Genomic DNA, 18,938 nt, shown 5'->3' with positions numbered 1-18,938 from the left:
CTGTTACGCGGGTTCTGCTATTTTGCGTTTGGGTTCCGATTGCGCGGGTTCTTTGTCTGTTCCAATCGACTTCGCCAGTGCCTTTTGCAGAGTGAATCGAGTCACAGGTTTGGTCAGAATACTTCGTATGCCCAGTTTTTTGGCCTTGCGCGCCTGACGTGTAATTGCTGGCAATAAGAGACAGGGGCCTGAGCCACCTGTCTGAAATAATTACATTAAATGCTTATGCTTCTTCTCTGACTATCGCCCGGTATCCAATATCGGTGCGGTAGTAGGCATCTTTCCAATTCACCTTTTTGACACCTTGATAAGCCATCATCTGAGCAATTTTTGCTGACTCGCCAAGAGCGGTCACACAGAGTACACGACCACCATTAGTGAATACGTCATCGCCTTCCAGCTGGGTGCCTGCGTGGAATACCTTACAGTTGTTGTTATTAGCGCCTTCGATACCGGTAATCTGATCCCCTTTGCGGTATTCAGCAGGGTAGCCTCCGGCAGCCATAACAACGCCTAATGCTGTGCGGGAATCCCATTCAGGTTGGACGGTATTCAGCTCCCCTTTTGCTCCGGCAAGGCAGAGTTGGGCAAGACTGGACTGCAGGCGCATCATAATAGGCTGGGTTTCAGGGTCACCAAAACGACAGTTGTATTCCAACACCTTAGGGGTTCCTTTTGTGTCGATCATAAGACCGGCATACAGGAAACCTTTGTAGACATTGCCTTCAGCCGCCATGCCTTCAACGGTTGGAATAATGACTTCTTTCATGGCTCGGTCATGGATAGCCAGTGTTACCACCGGTGCGGGTGAATAAGCACCCATGCCGCCAGTGTTTGGCCCTTTGTCGCCATTATCACGCGCCTTGTGGTCCTGGCTGGTGGCCATAGGCAAAATATTTTTGCCATCGACCATAACGATGAAGCTGGCTTCTTCACCGGTCAGAAACTCTTCAATAACTACCCGGTGTCCGGCTTCGCCAAAGGCATTGCCTGCCAGCATATCGTCGATAGCGGCAAACGCTTCCTGTTCCGTTTGCGCGAGAATAACGCCTTTACCCGCAGCGAGGCCGTCGGCTTTGACCACGATGGGGGCGCCTTTTTCCCGTACGTAAGCTTTGGCGGGTTCAATCTCGGTAAAGTTCTGGTAGTCAGCGGTTGGTATGTTATGACGGGCGAGGAAATCTTTGGTGAACGCTTTGGAACCCTCAAGCTGGGCTGCAGCCTGTGTCGGGCCAAAGATGTTCAGGCTTTCGGCCTCAAAACGATCCACAATGCCTGCCACCAGAGGCGCCTCAGGCCCAACAATGGTGAGATCAATGGCTTCTTCTCTGGCAAAAGCAACCAGCTTGTCCAGCTCCAGTACACCGATGTTGACATTGGTAATGCCGGACTCAAGGTGTGTACCGGCATTGCCGGGCGCCACAAAAACCTGTTGTACGTTTTGATCCTGAGCCACCTTCCATGCCAGAGCATGTTCGCGGCCGCCGTTTCCGATGATCAGCACTTTCATGATTTGCCTGTCCTTCAGGTGCTTTTTATGGGTTCACGCTGGTTAGCAGTTTAACCATTGTGAACCCGAAAGAATATTAGAGACGAGAGTGATGTCAGTGTTACTTATCAATGGCGGAAGTGGCGAACACCGGTGAATACCATGGCAATGCCTGCTTCATTGGCAGCGTCAATGACTTCCTGATCACGCATGGAACCACCGGGTTGAATCACCGCCGTTACACCGGCTTTGGCAGCTGCATCAATACCATCGCGGAACGGAAAGAAAGCATCAGACGCCATGACGGATCCGGGAACTTCAAGGTTTTCATCGGCCGCCTTGATACCCGCGATTTTGGCACTGTAAACACGACTCATCTGACCCGCTCCCACACCAATGGTTTGATTATTTTTGGCATAAACGATGGCGTTGGATTTAACGAATTTGCCGACTTTCCAGGCAAACAACAGGTCTTTTAATTCGGCTTCGGTTGGAGCCCGGTCTGTCACAACTTTCATGTTGGCGTGGGTGGTCACAAACTGGTCGCAGTCCTGAACCAGCAAGCCGCCGTTAACCCGCTTGAAATCAAGGAAGGGTGCTGGTTTCTCTGGAAGGGTACCACATTCCAGCAGACGAACATTTTTTTTACTGGCAACAATTTCTCTGGCTGCTGTATCGACCGCTGGTGCGATAATCACTTCCACAAACTGCCGCTCGATAATGGCTTTTGCGGTCTCAGCATCCAATGTCCGGTTGAAGGCAATAATGCCACCAAACGCAGAGGTTGGGTCGGTGGCATAGGCCAGATCGTAAGCGTCGAGAGGGGTTTCGGCGACAGCCACACCGCAGGGATTGGCGTGTTTAACGATCACGCAGGCGGGCTCTTCAAAGGTTTTTACACATTCCAGGGCTGCGTCGGTGTCTGCGATGTTGTTGTAGGAAAGCGCTTTGCCCTGAATTTGCTGAGCTGAGGCAATGGTTCCGGCAGGCGCGTTCTTTTCAACGTAAAACGCCGCTTTCTGGTGAGGGTTCTCACCATAACGCATGACCTGCGCTTTCTGGAACTGGGTGTTGAATGTGCGTGGGAACTCTTGGTCAGCATCGCTTTCACTCTGATGGACCCGTTTGCCAAGATAGTTGGCAATGGCACCATCGTAATGGGCTGTGTGCTCAAAGGCCTGAACAGCGAGATCGAAACGGGTAGCGGCGGTGACGCCATTGTCATTGCTATCCATTTCTTCTAGAACCCGAGCATAGTCGCTGGCATTCACAACAATCGTGGTGTCTCGATGATTTTTGGCAGCCGATCGCACCATGGTGGGGCCGCCGATATCGATGTTTTCAATGGCGGTGGGCAGGTCGCAGTCTTCCCGGGCAATGGTCTGCTCAAACGGATACAGGTTGACCACTACCAGGTCAATCGGGCTGATGCCATGTTCGGCCATGATCGCTTCATCCTGACCGCTGCGGCCCAGAATGCCACCGTGGACTTTGGGGTGCAGGGTTTTGACACGGCCATCCATCATTTCCGGAAAACCGGTGTAGGAAGAGATCTCGGTGGCAGGGATATCGTTATCAATCAGTAGCTTATAAGTGCCACCTGTGGAGAGAATGTCTACAGAACGCTGATGCAGCGCACTGGCAAATTCTACAATACCGGTTTTATCAGATACGCTGATAAGAGCTCGACGAATAGGAGATACAGGGGAATCTACTGCCATCTTTCCTTTCTCTGAAGCAGCTGTAAGATACAGCTGAAGGTTAGTGTTGCCTGTTAAGCTGGCAGATTTTAGCCGGTACCGTTGTTTTTTGCAGCAATTATTCTGAATATCCGTTCGAAAAATTTGAAGCAACAAAAAGGCGGCTAAAAAGCCGCCTTCATAATAGCCTTATCCGTTTTTACAGCAAACCGTACTGCTTCAGCTTCTTGCGCAAAGTACCACGGTTCAGACCCAGCAGAATGGCTGCTTTTGTCTGGTTACCTTTTACGTAAGCCATAACGGTTTCCAGCAGTGGTGCTTCAACCTCGGACAGAACCATTTCGTATACGTCAGTCACTTCCTGGCCGTCCAGATGTGCGAAGTAGTTGTTCATGGCTTTCTCAACGCTGTCGCGCAGAGTCTGGCTCTCGCTCTCGACTTTGCCGACCAGATGATGAGCGCCTGCATTGCGGTCTTCTACAAAAACTTGTGTGGCTGTCATGCTGCTATGTCCTTTTTTTTACCCCTATCCTGAGCCGCACTTTCTAGCGAGGTCTCTGAATATCTGATTGTGTCGTTCTCTGAAAAACTCTGAAAATACTCCAGAATGCAGTTTTCTTGTGTTTCTGCAGATTCCAGTCTGTTGAATTGCTTCCTCAGCTCGGAACCTGATGGCTTGGCCTGCAAATACCAGCCAACGTGTTTTCTGGCGATGCGTACCCCCTGATGTTCTCCGTAGAACTCGTAAAGGGCATTGAGGTGTCCGAGCAGGATTCGCTGCACTTCTTCCGATTCAGGCTCTGGCAGCTTTTCTCCATTTTTCAGATAATGATTAATCTCTCTGAAAATCCAGGGTCTTCCCTGGGCTGCCCTGCCGACCATGACGGCATTTGCCCCGGTCCACTCAAACACTTGCTTCGCTTTTTCCGGTGTTGTGATGTCGCCATTGGCAATCACCGGAATGTCTATTGCCTCGCAGACGCTGCGGATCGTGTCGTATTCGGCTTCGCCTTTATACATGCACTGTCTTGTTCTTCCGTGAACGGAAAGTGCCTGTATGCCACAATCCTGTGCCATTCTGGCTATATCCAGTGCATTTTTCTGATCAGGGCTCCAGCCTGTTCTGATCTTTAAAGTGACTGGAATATCAACAGCCGTAACGACGGCCTGCAGTATCTGCCTGACCAGTTCCGGTTCTTTCATCAGAGCGGAGCCTGCGGCTTTGTTGCATACTTTTTTGGCCGGACATCCCATGTTGATGTCGATGATCTGTGCCCCGCGCTCCTGATTTGCCCGGGCGGCTTCCGCCATTTGGGCAGGCTCGCTGCCGGCAATCTGGACAGAACGTGGCTCGTGTTCACCGCTGTGGTCCATACGTAATCTGGACTTTCGGGTGTTCCAGAGTTTCGAGTTGCTGGTAACCATTTCGGATACCGCCATGCCTGCGCCCATCTCCAGACACAGCTGGCGAAAAGGGCGATCCGTTACACCTGCCATTGGTGCCAGAATAACGGGATTCTCGATGGTATATGGGCCAATCTTCAACAAAAGGGTGCCTCTGACTAGGAGGCTGTCCGATAATAGACTGCCCTACTGCGGTCGTAGTAAATTGGTCTAAAAATCCGCTTTTGTTCGTCAAATAGCTCGCTATTCTCCTCTCAAAACCGGATTTTTATCCTCAATTTTCTACGATCCTCGCTACGGGCGCTATTTTCGGACAGCCTCCTAGGAAAAATAACGTACAACATGAGTGGACAACTTCGGGCAGCTAATGGTCACTCTGGATAAAGAGCTTTGCAGAAAAGCCACCTGACGGATCAGCTGTACAGACTTATTAACCGTGATCCGATCTATCATCATACTCTGTACAAAAAATGTACGAAAGTGAAAATGTACGAAATTCCTCTGTCAGTCAGCCGCTTCAGTCACTCGCAAAGAACGGCTTCGATAAACCTACCTTTTAAAGGTGGATTTAACCGCTTATTGGTTAACTAAAGATAAATAATCTTTTTCATCGGCGTTTATATAGTGACTTATCTGGTGAAAACCTCAAGGTGTTGCCGCTGTAATCTGACCGATTCTTGATCTAAATCAAGTAGTTAATAGTTTAAATATTAAGTAACTATCATTATCTGTTGGATGGTGTGCAACGGTGTTTTTCCGTTATCTACCGTGTTTTTCTCTTGAAGGTAAGGCGATAGTTCACAGCGTCGGGGCCGGGGTCAAGCAGTTCAAGACTCAGTCGAATCGCCTGATTGGCAGGCATCTCTTTTGTGCCTGCCAGTTCGCCGCCCAGGTACTCTTTCGGACTGAAAGTTCGGCTGGCAACGGGTTGATCCTGAAGATCGGTGAACGCCAGAGACAGTTTGGGCCAGGGTTGGGGGTGGCTGGCCTGGTTAACAATGACTGCATCCACCACCATCATCTGCTCATTATCCGGGTGAATACGAACCAGCAATTGTGAGCTTTGTATTTCACTGATATTGACAACTGGAGGCAGCGTGCAGTTCAAGGTTTTACACACTGATTGTAAATAAGGGCGTATTGCTGGATTTAAAGACAGCTCATCTTTGTTGAACCACAGGTATTGAAAGCCCAGTGTCAGGCAGGCACTTAAGACGACACTGTATTGAAGCAGGCGTTTTTTGCTGATTTTGCTTCGCTTTGTGCGTCTTTCATGGCGGATTTCGACTTGCTCTTTATCTACTTTCTTCAGTAATGAGTTAAGAGTGGAGCTTGATTGCCCAGTAGTGGGCGAGGCAGTGACCTCGTCTTGTGACTGTTCAGGTTTTGAGGTTTCAGCATCGCTTGTTAAAGCTTTGGTTTGTTTGTTTTCAATGATGCTTTCCGGCTCACTGTCCACATCCTTGCCCGCATTAAAAATATTCAAGCAAGAGCCGCAGCGAACAGAGCCCCCAGCTGTTTGGAGTTGTGCCTGAGTGACGCGAAAAGAGGTGTGGCATTTGGGGCAGCGGGTGGTTCTGATCCTTGAGGGCGTCATTGGGCGTATCTATTCCAGAGTGGTCATGTGGTGGGTTTCAACCATTACCATAGGAATTAGACCAAAGAGTAAAGGGGGAGTCCAGTGTAGGAGCTTTCACGGAATCTACACTGGAAATGGATAAATCAGCGACGGGTACCTGTTACCAGAATCCAGTCATCGTTGTGCACAACCGGTTCAAGATCAAACCATTCAGAGTAAGTGCTGACAATGCTGTCGGTCTGTTCAGACAAAATGCCGGACAGAGCGATCTTGCCGCCCGGTTTCAGGTAGTCAGCCAAAGTGGGAGCCAGCTGAACCAGCGGCCCGGCAAGAATATTGGCCAGTACTATGTCCACTGTTTCCTGCGGGGCTTTTTCTGGCAGAAAGACCTGTAGTTTTTCCGGAGCAATGTTGTTTCGTTCAGCATTGTTGATGGTGGCGGTCAAAGCCTGCGGGTCCAGGTCTACACCGGTGACGCGTCTGGCACCCAGCAGCAGGGCTGCAATGGCCAGAATACCAGAGCCGCAGCCGTAATCGACGACGGTTTTTTCGCACAGGTCGCCCTGCTTTTCCAGCCATTCCAGACATAATGCGGTGGTTGGATGAGTACCGGTACCAAAAGCCAGACCCGGATCGAGCATCAGGTTCACAGAGTCCGGCTCCGGAACCTCCTTCCAGCTCGGGCAAACCCACAGCCGTTTACCAAACTGCATGGGCACAAAGTGGGTCATCCATTCACGTTCCCAGTCTTTGTCTTCCACAATTTCAACTTTATGATTTGGGAAAGGCTCTCGCTGGTACTGATGTTGAAGCTGGCTGACCACTGCTTCCATATCGGTATGGGCGTCGAACAGGCCGATGACGACGGTATGGTGCCAGAGCGGGGTGCTGCCGGGTTCCGGCTCAAGCAGTGGCTGATCTTTTCCGTCCTGTAGGGTAACGGCACTGGCTCCGGCTTCAAGCAGCAGATCTTCCAGTTCTGCGGCATGATCGGAATTGGTATCAAGTCTGATTTGTATCCAGGGCATGAGAAGAGAACTTGTAAAAAAGAGAAGAAAGGCAGAACAGACATTCTGCGGAAAACGGGGATAATTCTAGCAGGGTGTTGGCTTGAGGTCTGCACGAAAGAGTGGTTCCCATGGCAGAGCAGTCCGCCATGGGAATCGGTTCCGGCTATCAGGAATCAGTCTTCAGCCAGTTTGCTTTCCAGATAGTGAATATTGACACCACCTTTTTCAAAGTTGGTGTCACGAACCAGCTCCTGGTGCAGAGGAATATTGGTTCGTATGCCTTCTATAACGGCTTCATCCAGAGCATTGCGCATCCGTTTCAGAGCTGTTTCGCGATCCGGTCCGAAGGTCACCAGCTTGGCAATCAGTGAATCGTAATAGGGCGGCACGGTATAGCCGTTATACAGATGGGAATCTACCCGGACACCGTTACCACCTGGCGCATGGAACTGGCTCACTTTACCCGGTGAGGGCATAAAGGTGGTCGGGTCTTCTGCGTTAATACGGCATTCGAACGCGTGGCCCTGAAGGACAACATCATCCTGAGTAATGCTCAGGGGCTGACCACTGGCAATGAGCAGCTGCTCTTTGACAATATCGACGCCGGAAATCATTTCAGTGACCGGGTGCTCGACCTGAACACGGGTGTTCATTTCAATGAAGTAGAAGCGACCGTCTTCATAGAGAAACTCAAAGGTGCCAGCACCCTGGTAGCCGATTTCAATACAGGCTCGGGTACAGGCTGCAGCAACCGTGGCGCGAGCATCTTCGTCGATGTAAGGCGCTGGTGCTTCTTCGATGACTTTCTGATGGCGGCGCTGCAATGAACAATCGCGATCACCCAGATGGATAGCGCCGCCCTGACCATCGGCCAGCACCTGAAATTCTACATGACGAGGGTTTTGCAGGAATTTTTCCAGATACACCACATCGTTATTAAACGCAGCCTTGGCCTCTGACTTGGTCAGGCTGATACCGTTCAACAACTCAGATTCCTCGTGAACCACACGCATGCCCCGGCCGCCACCGCCACCGGAGGCTTTGATGATGACCGGATAACCGATACGACGGGCGATCTCAAGGGTGCGTTCGGTATCGCTGGTCAGCGGGCCATCGGAACCGGGCACTGTGGGCACGCCAGCCTGTTTCATGGCGGCGATGGCAGACACCTTGTCGCCCATCAGACGAATGACGTCTGCTGACGGGCCGATAAAGTTGAAACCACTGCGTTCTACCTGCTCGGCAAAGTCAGCGTTTTCAGACAGGAAACCATAACCAGGATGAATGGCCGTGGCATCGGTCACTTCGGCAGCGCTGATAATGGCCGGAATGTTCAGGTAGCTTTCTACCGGACTGTTTGGACCAATGCAGACGGATTCATCAGCCAGATGAACATGCATCAGGTCTTTGTCTGCTTTGGAATGGACTGCGACAGTTTTTATGCCCAGCTCTTTACAGGCTCGCAGTACCCTCAGGGCGATTTCACCCCGGTTGGCAATAACGATTTTATCCAGCATGGCATTACTCTCAGGAGATTGTGAATAATGGCTGGTCGTATTCAACGGGCTGGCCGTTATCAACCAGAATGGCTTCGATGGTGCCGGACTTGTCGGCTTTGATCTGGTTCATCATCTTCATGGCTTCGACGATGCACAGTACGTCGCCTTCCTTGACTTGCTGACCGACTTCAACAAAAGCGGGTGAGCTGGGGGAGGGAGCGGTGTAGAAGGTGCCAACCATGGGAGAGTTAACCTGATGGCCAGTTGGTTGTGCGGCTGCCGGAGCAACAGCCTCAGCCGCAGGCGCTACAGCGGCTGCAGGAGCTGGTGCGGCGGCTACCGGAGCCGGCTGAGCAACAAAGCTGGCAGCAGGTGCGTTCTGAGAGTAACGACTGATTCGGACGGATTCTTCCCCTTCATGAATTTCCAGCTCATCAATTCCGGATTCTTCCAGCAGCTCAATGAGCTTTTTTACTTTTCTGATGTCCATGGTTCAATCTCAAATTCTGTTTGGCAGGCTTTGCCAAGGGTTGAAAGGGGTACGAGTTGGACGGGATGTGCCCGGTCGAAAGCTCGAATTCATTGTTCTTGTTTGTCTTACTGTCGGGTTATTTGCTCAAGAGCATAACTCAGAGCCAGTTCATAACCTTTGGGCCCCAGTCCGGCAATAACGCCTTCGGCGATATCGCTGAAATAGGAATGATGACGGAAAGGTTCACGGCGATGGATATTGGAGAGATGCACTTCAACGAATGGGATGGAAACACCCAGAACGGCATCTCGAATAGCAACACTTGTATGGGTATAGGCGGCAGGATTGATAATGATAAAATCAACGCCTTGTTCGCCAGCCTGATGAATACGCTCAATCAGCTCATGCTCGGCATTACTCTGAAAGGACTCCAGCTGGTGCCCCTGACTGTTCGCCAGTGTCTCCAAATTCTGGTTGATCTGTTTCAAAGTGGTTGCACCATAAACCCCTGGCTCTCGTTTTCCGAGCAGGTTAAGGTTTGGGCCGTTGAGTACAAGTATGCTTGCCATGTATTCCTCTCACAATCGCATTGCATTGTGCCGTAATGTTAGAAAATCGTCCAGTTCGTGCTTGTTACGGTGCGTTAATGACAGTTACGAAGCATTTCAGCTAATTTGTAGCATGAAATTTATTCAGCGAACTGTTTCAGTTTGTTACTGGACGGACAATAGATTTTCCAGTTTTCCAGCCAGCGCAGGAGCCTGTATTTCACCAAGGCTTCTGAGCTGGCTCAATTCCTGTCCCGAGAGGTCAAAAAATAGCAGGGCTGGAGGGCCAAACAACTGATAATCATTCAGCCAGACCTGATGCTGGCGGGAATTGTCGGTAACATCAAGCTTGATTAACTGCAGCTGCTGAAGCAATGGTTGTACTGCCGGATCAGGAAAGACGGTGCGCTCCATGACTTTGCAGGACAGGCACCAGTCTGCATAAACATCCACCATGACCGGTTGTTGTTGGTTTTTTGCCTGCTGTAATAAATTGTTAAGTTCTGTAATGGACTGGGTTTTGGTGAAGGTTAACCCACTGTTTGAAGAAGCAGGGTTGGTGAAAGTAGTGGTTGCGAGTGGCTGTAAAGGGTCAGTGTTTCCACGGGCTGCACCTACTATGAGGCAGGCTCCATAAATCAGAAAAATAATACCCAGAGACTGGCGGATTATTGCCCAGCCTTGTTTGGGTTGGAAATTCATAGCGCCTAGCTTTACACCTGCGCCTGCGAAGAGGCTTCCCCAGAGAAGCAGTGTGAGATAGCCGGGAATGATTCTTTCGATCATCCAGATAGCAACAAACAGCAGTAAAAAACCGAAGAAGACTTTTACGGAATCCATCCATTGCCCTGCTTTGGGCAGCAGGTGACGCCCCCCAATACCAATGAGCAACAGCGGTAACCCCATGCCTAAACCCAGAGCAAACAGTGATAGCCCGCCTAGCAGGGCGTCACCGGTTGTGCCTATGTAGATAAGCGCGCCGGCGAGAGGAGCAGATACACAAGGGGAGACAACCAGAGCAGACAGAACACCCATTATCAGTGCTCCGGTCAGGCTGCCCTGGGATTGTCCGGCGTTACCCAGTTTATTGCGTAGTTTTTCAGGCAGTTGCAACTCATAAAGTCCGAACATGCTCAAGGCCAGAAGAACAAACAGGGCAGCAAAAGGACCGATCAGCCATGGTGATTGCAGTTTTGCCTGTAGGTTGAGACTGGCACCAAAAAGTCCCATCAGAGTACCTGCCGCAGCAAAGGTCAGGGACATGCTCAGGATATAAGCGAGCGTCAGGCTGATGACCTTCGGACGTGATGCAGAGTAATTTCCCACCAATATGCTCGACAGAATAGGCACCATAGGCAGAACGCAGGGAGTAAATGTCAGACCAATGCCTGCCAGTAGAAAGAGCAGTAGCGAAGTGAAAAAACTCTTTTCGAACAGGTTGGTTTCATAGTTTTCTGAAGTGTTAATGGTTGTCGGGCTGATGGTCGTCCCTGATGTCGGGGAGCTATCAGAACCGGCAAGTATTAACGTTTTGGTGTGCGGTGGATAACAGAGCCCTGCCTCGGCACACCCCTGAAAACGGACATCAATTTCCAGCAGTTCCTGAGAAGTGTTGACGGGGAGTTGTATGGTGATATCGCGGTCAAAGACTTCCAGAATTTCGTCGAAGTTTTCGTCGTATTTTTCTTTACCAGAGGGGAATGTTGCTTCACCCAGAGAGAGGTCTGCATGCCGGGCTGCGAAGTTAAAGCGCTTTTTATAGAGGTAATGACCCGGAGTCACAACAAAATGGATCAGAGCCTGATTGTCTCGAATTTCACCGGACAACTGAAAAGCTTCTTCAACGGGAATAAACGCCTGCTGGCCTGAAGATGGCTGGCTGATCAGATTCTGGAAGCCTTCTGCACGCACCAGACAGCTGAACAGAAACAGGAACATAAATAGAAACAAGTGCGCTTTTGAAGGCACAGTTGCTTTATTTGATAATGTGAGTGATATTCCGGACATTCGATAAAGGCTTTTATTGATGTTGGAGTCCTTTAATTGTGGAAGCTAATGCCCTGCTTGCAAGTCGGTCTGCAAGTCGTGGCAAAGGATGCCTCTGCCACGGGTGTGAGTTTCTTTAGCCTTTATAATTGGCTGCGGACTGTTTGATGACTTCGAAGGCTGCTTCGCGCCCTTTCCAGCCATCAATTTTAACCCACTTGCCGGTTTCCAGATCTTTGTAATTTTCAAAGAAATGCTCGATTTGCTGAATCAGCAGGGGAGGAAGGTCGGTGTACTCCTGCACGTCTTTGTAGACAGGGGTCAGCTTGTCGTGAGGGACGGCGATCAGCTTTTCGTCCTGACCACTTTCGTCGGACATATTCAGCATACCCACGGCACGGCAACGAATGACTGAACCGGGAACCACCGGATAAGGGGTTACGACCAGTACATCCAACGGGTCGCCATCATCGGCCAGAGTTTGTGGGATATAGCCATAGTTGGCTGGATAAAACATGGGGGTCGCCATAAAGCGATCAACCATGAGAGCGTCAATATCTTTGTCGATTTCGTATTTAATGGGGGATGCATTGGCTGGTATTTCAATGGCGACGAAGATGTCTTCTGGAAGGCTTTTGCCCGCTGGAATGTTTGCGTAGCTCATGTTTCTGATCAGGCTTCTAGTTAAAAACCGACATTATAATGGGTATTTGCGAAATAATCTTCGTCATTCCATCCATCCGAGAAGGTAGCGACTGAGTTGTGCCAGCAACAGGTTGCAACTGTTTGCCATTATTATCAGTACAACCACTGCTGACATCATTTGTTCAACCAGAGCCAGATGTCCGGCGTTCATTAGATAAAAGCCTATCCCTGTCGATGAACCCAGCATTTCGGCGGCGGTTAGTAAAATGATGCCAATAGTGATGGACAGGCGAATGCCCGTCAGAATGTTGGGTAATGCTGCGGGTAACAGGATGTGGTAAACCATTTGTAAGCGGGACAGCCTGAGCGATTGCCCCAGTTCCACCCATTTGTCATTCACCTGATCCAGCGAGTTCCACGTATAAATGGCGGTAGGTAGCGCGATACCCAGTGCAATCATGGCAAGGCGGCTGCTTTCACCGGTTCCCAGCCAGATCACTAATAACGGTAACAGGGCAATTTTTGGCACGGCAAACAGGCTGGAAACCCAGGGAGAAAGAACCGAGCGAGCGACTCTGGAAAGATGCACAGCCAGACCTGCCAGTAAACCAAAAAGAATGCCGCATGATGCGCCCGTCAACAGACGAATCAGAGAAGCCTTTAAATGCTGAAGCAGCTCACCGTAAACGATTTCTTCAAATAATGTTTCTGTGATTGTGAGTGGGGAAGGCATAAACGTGGTGTTGATGACCCCTGCTTCACAGCCCGCCTGCCACAAAAGAAGAATGATACTCGTTGCAACAAGGTTCATCAGTGGTGAGTGTGCCTTCACAACTGATTTCAAACTCATTACTGCAGATCTTCCAGAAGACTGAGAGTGTTTAGTTTCAGTCTGGTAGCGTCGTTTGACTGGTAGAAGGTTTGCCAGTCCGCAGGCAGTTCTGGAACGTCCAGTGAATGTTGAATAGTCGCCGGATTTTTTCCCAAAATAAGTATTCTGTCGCAGAGAAACAGCGCTTCGTCGATATTGTGTGTGACCAGAATCATTGAGACAGGACGGGTTTTCCGGAGCTGTTTAAGCTCACAAAGCAATTCAGATATGAGCGTCTGTCGGGTGAAATGATCAACGGCTGCAAAAGGTTCATCGAGAAGCAGTAAATCGGGCTGGCTTATCAGGGCTCTTGCCAAAGCAACCCGTTGACGCATACCGCCTGATAAGTGGTGTGGGTACTGATGTCTGACTTCAGGGATTCTGAGCTTTTTAAACAGTGATGTTATCTGTTTTGTGCCGTCGTGATGCTTTGGTGGTTGCTGAGACATTGCAAGCCTGACGTTTTCCCTGCAGGTTTTCCAGGGCAGAAGACGATCGTCCTGAAACAGTATGGATGACAGTCCATAACGCTGGATACTGCCTTCATCGGGTTGTAACAGCTGATTGATCAGACGCAGAAGGGTGGACTTGCCGCAGCCTGATTCTCCTACTATGCCCAGAAACTCAGACCTTTTCTGGCTGAAGCTGATATCAGTCAGAACCTGCTGCTTTGAATAGGCAAAGCTCAGGTTCGATATTTCAAGGCAGTTTTCCATTGGTTACCGGGATTTTATCGGGATTGTTCAGCAGCTCCAGAGCCAGCATCTCGTCGAGGTTGTACTTTTTATTGACGAGTCCCTGTTGCTGATACCAGTTCAGATTTTCCTGCATGGATGGAATATCGGGCCGGGCGCTTCTGTCCAGATAAACTACGGCTTCAGGGAGTAGATTTTCTGGTAGTTTGGGAGTCAGGTATTGATTGATTCGTGACAATAGAGCTTGTTTTTCATTGTTATTATCACCGGTTATCAGCGTGTCAAAGTAAATCTGACTGGCTTTTTTGTAGGCGTTCAAAAAGCGTTGAATTTTGTCCGGTTGATTTTTGATCGACCGGGGAGACGCAAAGACTATACCCATTTGTCCGGGGCTGTAGTCTGACACTCTGCCGATGATGTGGGCTTTATTTTCACTGGAAAGTTTGTAGGCAACTTGCGACATCATAGTGATGCTATCCACCTGACAGGAGTTTAGGGCGGCGATCATTGCAGGAACGGTTTGTAGACGAATAAGAAGGTTATTGTCCAGCGTTTCTCCCTGTCTATCGGCCATGGCACCGAACCAGCGGTGGAAAGTTGAACCGGTCTGGGTAATGCCCATGCTGTGGTGAATTGTCATCTCAGGGGAAGTCAGGCCTTTTTCATAGGCTGTGTTGCAGGCTAAGAAGGTGGAACCGGGCCAGCCTTTTTTCTCCTGGTACTGACCGGCAATGATTTTCAGTTCGCCTTTACCGGCAAGGTTATAAAAGCCAGCGGTCAGGGCGGTTACGCCTATATCGGCTTCTCCTGAAGCAACGGACAAAGCGACGTTCTGGGCAGCCCCCGCGTGTATGAATTCAACATCGAGATTTTCCTCCCGAAAGCAGCCTTTTTCTTTGGCAATAAATACAGCAGCGGAAGAAAAGAAGGGCAGCAATGAAAGATGAATAGTGTCCTTGTTCGGTACGGGGGCTGCCAGTAGTTTAAATGAAAGCAGCAGTGGAACTAATACGTAAGGCATTTTCATAACGTCTTTCAGCCTTTTTTATTCTGATCATCGAAATTAAATTTGGGCAGCTCAAGATTCATGGTGATAGCCAGTATCCGTAAGGCGAAACCTGTAATCAGTGTCATGACTATGCAAGCTGTCATTGATAGTGATGTCATGGTCAGACCCAGAAACATCCATGCTGCCAAAAAGGAGATACTTCCATACAACTCCTTTCTGAAAACCAGTGGTACCTGATTGCAGAGAATATCTCTGATAACGCCGCCAAAAGCCCCGGTAAATACCGCCATAATACTGGCGATTAGATAGCTGTGACCCAGTTGAAGGGTCTTTTGTGCGCCAATAATACTGAACGTGATCAGCCCTATGGCATCCAGAACCAGGAAAGCTTCTGTCAGGTATTTAATCCATGGGCGAACCAGGATGATCAGTAAAGCAGCTGAACAGGTAATAATCAAAAAGTCGGGCCGGCCAACCCAGACCAGCGGGTGATTATCGAGAACGAGATCCCGCAAGGTACCGCCGCCAAATGCGGTGACACAGGCAATGATGAGTATGCCAAAAGGATCCATCTGCTTTTTGCCAGCGGCTATGGCTCCGGACATGGCTTCTACAGTGATGGCTATTATATAGAGTATTTCGAGCAAGGGGGCTTTACCTGTTTGACTGGTGAGTCCGGAATAGATGGCGACATAGAGTCTTTGCATAGCTGCTACGTGCCGATAGTGCAGATATAAATAAACTAGACTTTATCAAGTATAAGAAAAAGGAACTTTGGAACCGGCTTTTTATGGGAATAGGATATTCAGGCGGACCAACGGGACCCCGTCAACCAGGTGGCTCTTTAGATCCGGAGGGACCCCAGAGAGAAGGCGTCGGAAAGCTCGGCAGCAGCAAAGTTAAGTCTGCGCGAGGCAAGCCTGTTGTCCGAAGAGCCAGAAGTCAGGGTGACAACAGTCCTCCAACGCGGCGAATTCAAGAACGTCATGCAACTAATTCCAACGAGAGCCTTGATCCTGAGGGGTTTGGCTCTGGGTCTGAAGATGAAGGCTATGGTTCTGATGCTGATCTAGATACTCTGATGAATAAGCACTTAAAAAGAAAACATCCTGATGATGTGCCTAAGCCGATTGATGGTGCTACACCTTCCAAGCAGGCACGTTTGAGTGATGAATCGGATAGCCGGTTACCTGCAACAGCTTCTCACACAGGTGAAGAGCCTCCTGTTCAGTCTGCAAGAAGAAATGTGGAAATTACTTCGACAGAAGAAGTTGGTAATGATCCGGATACTGAACGAGAGAAAGAAATTGAAGCCGGGCTGAAAAAAGAACTCTCTTTTATCGATAAAATACCTCATAAAAAGTTCACCATTGGCGGCGTTATTGGAGCCGCTATGATTATTGGTGGTGCTTTGACATTTCCCATAGGCGCACCTTTTTATGCGACGGGTGTCATGATGTTATCAATGTCAATGGCTTTCCTTTATGCTGATGACGGTCCTCAGAATGCGCCACCTCCGCCATCTGCAGAATCCAAAAAGAAAAAAGACGATGATACTGCTCAACCCGATGATACTGCTCAACCTCGTGTGCCGAAGAACGATTTTCTGGCTGTAGAGAACACTGGCTTTATAAAATCATCAGATCGGGGTGATGAGTTGGATAAATTGAAAGATAAAATTGTAAGAGGGAAAAGAATAGATCCACAGGATATTGCCAGAATTGAAGAGCAAGTGATTAATGGCGAAGGAAGTCGATCTGATAATATTGCCAGTATATTGGCCCCCTTATTTTCAAAGGCCGGGTTTGATCCCCAAAATCGTGAAGGCTGGGAAGCTGTATCGAGCATTTTCAATGTTGTGAAAAAAGCCGCTATGAAACCAGAAGGGGTTGACGACGAACGATTTGAAGAAGAATTGCTGGATGAAATGCATATAGCTACAGAGGATATGCTTGATAACTTACCTGATCTTGATGATGAGAAGCTAAGAGGCTATAAATCTACTGCTGAGATATTCATGAATCAGGAGGGCCTACCGCCCAGAGCTAAAAAAGTTATTAAAGTGCATATTGCGGCTATTGATGAACGTTTGGATCGACGTGCAGTCAAACAGCCACCAGCGGTTGCTCCCAAGCCAAATACGCCGAATAAAACTGCAAAAACAAATGGTACTGGACATAATGATCGGACAGATGGAAGCGGTGGTGTGAGTGTCGGGCCAAACAGCCCAATTGATATAGATAACTTAACGAACAGGCGGCACTATTTCTTATTGAGAGCAGAGCTGATTGAAAAAATGGGTAACAAGAGCTGTAGTGAGCAAGATGCTGATACAATCTTGAGGGTAGCGCACAAAAAATTGTCAGTTGATGATGCGCTCCCGGGAGCTTTATTTATTGCCAGCCTTTATTTTAGTGATTTCATTACAGCAGCTCAGAAGAAAATAGTGGGTGATATTGTTAACGTTCAGCCTCGCTTTAAAAAGGAAAAAATTTAGAAATTAAAAATAAATAAATATAACAAAATGAGATTTCATACCGAAGTCTCATTTGATTTTAGTGTCAATTTTCAGGAATCACCTAGATTAAAGGTAATGTGCGAAATTAATCTCTTGCACGAAATACAGGGAGTTCTTTTCAGATGGCAGATGGCACACCGTCAGTAGATGGGTCAGGAAGTGGTGGAGTTACTGGAGCAAATACTGGTTCTACTCCCGTCACCATCAATGAAGGTAAAAAAAGCTCTTTAAGAGCCTCTGGTTTCAGTGATGCCCAGATAGAAGCGTTAATGGCACTTGCGGATCCCGATGATCAGGGTAATTCACTGACTCCAACGCATTTTTATGCAGTTGATAAATCAACGTTGAATGCCCTGAAATACGCTGGTGAGTTGAATGATGCAGCGAAACAGCTTGTCTATGTCCAGACACCGGTCTCAATGCTGAATCAGGTGAGCAATCCTGCAAACTGGCAGGGTGATAATTATATCGGTCCAGGTGCGCAAACGATAAATGCTTATACATTGGGGGAAAAGGTGGATTTCTCCAAACCTAGTCTGGATGCACTGGTTATGTCGGTTCTGACAGCCAGGGCTGATATCATTCAGGTGCAGTTGCGTGAGCAGATTGAATCCATTCAAGAGAAAAACAAGCGATTAGAAGAAGCGAATAGCTGGCTGGTAAAGGCAAAGAATGAAAAACAGAAAGCAGCTGATAAAGGAACTACAGGGACAACCACATTCACAAATGAATTTAAAAGTGTTTGGAATCGCTTTGGGGCTAACTCTTTTGAAGGCAGTGAACATAACTCTTCTCAATGGGAAGTCAATATTGAGGGTTTGAAAACACAGATAGAAGCATTGACTAGTCAATCCCAGTTGGAAACAACTAAGCTTCAACAAACAATCAACAAATACAACCAGTCATTCGAGATGTTGTCTAACTTTATTAATAAGTATTATCAGTCTTTAAGTACCGTAATACAGAATCTACGCTGAGTTTAATTCAGGGAGGAAACAAGCGTGAATGATCAAAATATCGACCAGCTTTCTGGTGAAGAAATGGAAGACATGCTCATGGAGTTCTTTGGAAAGGGCGGGACATTCAAAGACCTTAAAAATATGAGCGAAGATGCAATGGAAGCTATCTACAGCGTGGCATACAACCTCTATCAGGGTGGTAAATATGAGGAAGCTCAGAAAGTGTTTCAGTTTCTATGTTTCTACGACCACTTTAATCGTAAATATTTCTTAGGTCTGGGTGCCTGCCAGCAAATGCAAAAACAGTTTGAGAGCGCTATCGAAATTTTCACCTTTGCGCTGGTGCTTGACGAGCATGATCCCCGTCCGATGATTTACATTGGCGATTGCCACCTGGCAATGGGAGATAAGACAAAAGCCAGACAGTCGTATGAATCAGCTATTGAGTGGGCTTCTGAAAGCTCAGAGTACGATGATGAAAAACAGCGTGCCGCAGAAATGCTCAATAATTTAACTGATTCAGAAGAAAGCGAATAACTTTCAGGGAGTAACGT

19 protein-coding genes and 1 pseudogene are annotated in these 18,938 nt (G+C 48.6%); 3 read left to right on the top strand and 17 right to left on the bottom strand.

The genetic code is table 11. The annotated features are described in order from the left end of the window. Positions 1-3: 3 nt before the first annotated feature. The 17 genes and pseudogenes from EZMO1_RS27005 to EZMO1_RS19900 form a co-directional block, all read right to left on the bottom strand. Positions 4-174, bottom strand: coding sequence for a hypothetical protein (locus EZMO1_RS27005; RefSeq protein ID WP_160174055.1), 171 nt, complete (start codon positions 172-174; stop codon positions 4-6). A gap of 49 nt (positions 175-223) precedes the next feature. Beyond that, entirely contained in the window at positions 224-1,510 is a 1,287-nt protein-coding gene (gene purD / locus EZMO1_RS19970) for a phosphoribosylamine--glycine ligase (protein WP_034875958.1), read from the bottom strand. 107 nt (positions 1,511-1,617) lie between these two features. Then, a complete protein-coding gene (purH, locus tag EZMO1_RS19965; RefSeq protein WP_034877326.1) occupies positions 1,618-3,210 on the bottom strand; it encodes a bifunctional phosphoribosylaminoimidazolecarboxamide formyltransferase/IMP cyclohydrolase in 1,593 nt (530 codons plus the stop codon). A gap of 178 nt (positions 3,211-3,388) precedes the next feature. Beyond that, a complete protein-coding gene (fis, locus tag EZMO1_RS19960; RefSeq protein ID WP_082212067.1) occupies positions 3,389-3,691 on the bottom strand; it encodes a DNA-binding transcriptional regulator Fis in 303 nt (100 codons plus the stop codon). Next, positions 3,688-4,737, bottom strand: coding sequence for a tRNA dihydrouridine synthase DusB (gene dusB / locus EZMO1_RS19955; protein WP_222842148.1), 1,050 nt, complete (start codon positions 4,735-4,737; stop codon positions 3,688-3,690). The genes fis and dusB overlap by 4 nt, the downstream gene beginning before the upstream one ends. A gap of 619 nt (positions 4,738-5,356) precedes the next feature. Then, positions 5,357-6,079, bottom strand: a complete 723-nt coding sequence (locus EZMO1_RS27000; RefSeq protein ID WP_051789921.1) for a DUF3426 domain-containing protein — start codon at positions 6,077-6,079, stop codon at positions 5,357-5,359. A gap of 30 nt (positions 6,080-6,109) precedes the next feature. Continuing rightward, positions 6,110-6,190, bottom strand: a pseudogene (locus tag EZMO1_RS28290) (MJ0042-type zinc finger domain-containing protein); the annotation flags it as partial. A gap of 125 nt (positions 6,191-6,315) precedes the next feature. Further along, positions 6,316-7,200 (bottom strand): 50S ribosomal protein L11 methyltransferase, encoded by an 885-nt coding sequence (gene prmA / locus EZMO1_RS19945; protein ID WP_034875960.1) that lies wholly within the window; start codon positions 7,198-7,200, stop codon positions 6,316-6,318. A 155-nt stretch (positions 7,201-7,355) separates the two neighbouring features. Then, positions 7,356-8,699 carry an acetyl-CoA carboxylase biotin carboxylase subunit gene (gene accC / locus EZMO1_RS19940; protein ID WP_034875963.1) on the bottom strand — a complete coding sequence of 448 codons (1,344 nt, stop codon included), beginning with the start codon at positions 8,697-8,699 and terminating at the stop codon, positions 7,356-7,358. A gap of 10 nt (positions 8,700-8,709) precedes the next feature. Then, positions 8,710-9,171 (bottom strand): acetyl-CoA carboxylase biotin carboxyl carrier protein, encoded by a 462-nt coding sequence (accB, locus tag EZMO1_RS19935; protein WP_034875967.1) that lies wholly within the window; start codon positions 9,169-9,171, stop codon positions 8,710-8,712. A 107-nt stretch (positions 9,172-9,278) separates the two neighbouring features. Continuing rightward, complete coding sequence (gene aroQ, locus EZMO1_RS19930; RefSeq protein WP_034875970.1) at positions 9,279-9,722, bottom strand: type II 3-dehydroquinate dehydratase; 444 nt, start codon at positions 9,720-9,722, stop codon at positions 9,279-9,281. A 144-nt stretch (positions 9,723-9,866) separates the two neighbouring features. After that, positions 9,867-11,669: a protein-disulfide reductase DsbD gene (dsbD, locus tag EZMO1_RS19925; protein WP_222842147.1), complete on the bottom strand. Its 1,803-nt coding sequence runs from the start codon at positions 11,667-11,669 to the stop codon at positions 9,867-9,869. Between the two features lie 154 nt (positions 11,670-11,823). Beyond that, the gene (gene ppa / locus EZMO1_RS19920) at positions 11,824-12,351 is read right to left on the bottom strand and encodes an inorganic diphosphatase (RefSeq protein WP_034875975.1); all 528 of its coding nucleotides are present in this window, start codon (positions 12,349-12,351) and stop codon (positions 11,824-11,826) included. 63 nt (positions 12,352-12,414) lie between these two features. Further along, entirely contained in the window at positions 12,415-13,182 is a 768-nt protein-coding gene (locus EZMO1_RS19915; protein WP_051789924.1) for an ABC transporter permease, read from the bottom strand. Further along, positions 13,182-13,919, bottom strand: coding sequence for an ABC transporter ATP-binding protein (locus tag EZMO1_RS19910; protein ID WP_051789926.1), 738 nt, complete (start codon positions 13,917-13,919; stop codon positions 13,182-13,184). The genes EZMO1_RS19915 and EZMO1_RS19910 overlap by 1 nt, the downstream gene beginning before the upstream one ends. Beyond that, the gene (locus EZMO1_RS19905) at positions 13,903-14,919 is read right to left on the bottom strand and encodes an ABC transporter substrate-binding protein (protein ID WP_160174056.1); all 1,017 of its coding nucleotides are present in this window, start codon (positions 14,917-14,919) and stop codon (positions 13,903-13,905) included. The genes EZMO1_RS19910 and EZMO1_RS19905 overlap by 17 nt, the downstream gene beginning before the upstream one ends. 14 nt (positions 14,920-14,933) lie before the next feature. Then, complete coding sequence (locus EZMO1_RS19900) at positions 14,934-15,614, bottom strand: trimeric intracellular cation channel family protein (protein WP_051789929.1); 681 nt, start codon at positions 15,612-15,614, stop codon at positions 14,934-14,936. Between the two features lie 83 nt (positions 15,615-15,697). On the opposite strand from EZMO1_RS19900, the gene EZMO1_RS19895 reads away from it, so the two are divergent. The 3 genes from EZMO1_RS19895 (at position 15,698) to EZMO1_RS19885 (ending at position 18,921) form a co-directional block, all read left to right on the top strand. Further along, on the top strand, positions 15,698-17,404 hold the full coding sequence (locus EZMO1_RS19895) for a hypothetical protein (protein WP_034875978.1): 1,707 nt from the start codon (positions 15,698-15,700) through the stop codon (positions 17,402-17,404). Between the two features lie 143 nt (positions 17,405-17,547). Continuing rightward, positions 17,548-18,402 (top strand): hypothetical protein, encoded by an 855-nt coding sequence (locus EZMO1_RS19890; protein ID WP_034875981.1) that lies wholly within the window; start codon positions 17,548-17,550, stop codon positions 18,400-18,402. 24 nt (positions 18,403-18,426) lie between these two features. Then, positions 18,427-18,921 (top strand): SycD/LcrH family type III secretion system chaperone, encoded by a 495-nt coding sequence (locus EZMO1_RS19885; protein WP_236632018.1) that lies wholly within the window; start codon positions 18,427-18,429, stop codon positions 18,919-18,921. Positions 18,922-18,938: the final 17 nt, after the last annotated feature.

The sequence above is a fragment of the Endozoicomonas montiporae CL-33 genome (assembly GCF_001583435.1).
Taxonomy (GTDB): Bacteria; Pseudomonadota; Gammaproteobacteria; order Pseudomonadales; family Endozoicomonadaceae; genus Endozoicomonas_A; species Endozoicomonas_A montiporae.
The sequence above is the reverse complement of the archived record's forward strand: the minus strand, read 5'-3'. Positions and strand labels throughout refer to the sequence as shown.

Coding starts and splice junctions, on each gene's coding strand:
- purD (WP_034875958.1), bottom strand. CDS start 1,510: ATGAAAGTGCTGATCATCGGAAACGGCGGCCGCGAACATGCTCTGGCA.
- purH (WP_034877326.1), bottom strand. CDS start 3,210: ATGGCAGTAGATTCCCCTGTATCTCCTATTCGTCGAGCTCTTATCAGC.
- fis (WP_082212067.1), bottom strand. CDS start 3,691: ATGACAGCCACACAAGTTTTTGTAGAAGACCGCAATGCAGGCGCTCAT.
- prmA (WP_034875960.1), bottom strand. CDS start 7,200: ATGCCCTGGATACAAATCAGACTTGATACCAATTCCGATCATGCCGCA.
- accC (WP_034875963.1), bottom strand. CDS start 8,699: ATGCTGGATAAAATCGTTATTGCCAACCGGGGTGAAATCGCCCTGAGG.
- accB (WP_034875967.1), bottom strand. CDS start 9,171: ATGGACATCAGAAAAGTAAAAAAGCTCATTGAGCTGCTGGAAGAATCC.
- aroQ (WP_034875970.1), bottom strand. CDS start 9,722: ATGGCAAGCATACTTGTACTCAACGGCCCAAACCTTAACCTGCTCGGA.
- ppa (WP_034875975.1), bottom strand. CDS start 12,351: ATGAGCTACGCAAACATTCCAGCGGGCAAAAGCCTTCCAGAAGACATC.
- EZMO1_RS19915 (WP_051789924.1), bottom strand. CDS start 13,182: ATGAGTTTGAAATCAGTTGTGAAGGCACACTCACCACTGATGAACCTT.
- EZMO1_RS19910 (WP_051789926.1), bottom strand. CDS start 13,919: ATGGAAAACTGCCTTGAAATATCGAACCTGAGCTTTGCCTATTCAAAG.
- EZMO1_RS19905 (WP_160174056.1), bottom strand. CDS start 14,919: ATGCCTTACGTATTAGTTCCACTGCTGCTTTCATTTAAACTACTGGCA.
- EZMO1_RS19900 (WP_051789929.1), bottom strand. CDS start 15,614: ATGCAAAGACTCTATGTCGCCATCTATTCCGGACTCACCAGTCAAACA.
- EZMO1_RS19895 (WP_034875978.1), top strand. CDS start 15,698: ATGGGAATAGGATATTCAGGCGGACCAACGGGACCCCGTCAACCAGGT.
- EZMO1_RS19890 (WP_034875981.1), top strand. CDS start 17,548: ATGGCAGATGGCACACCGTCAGTAGATGGGTCAGGAAGTGGTGGAGTT.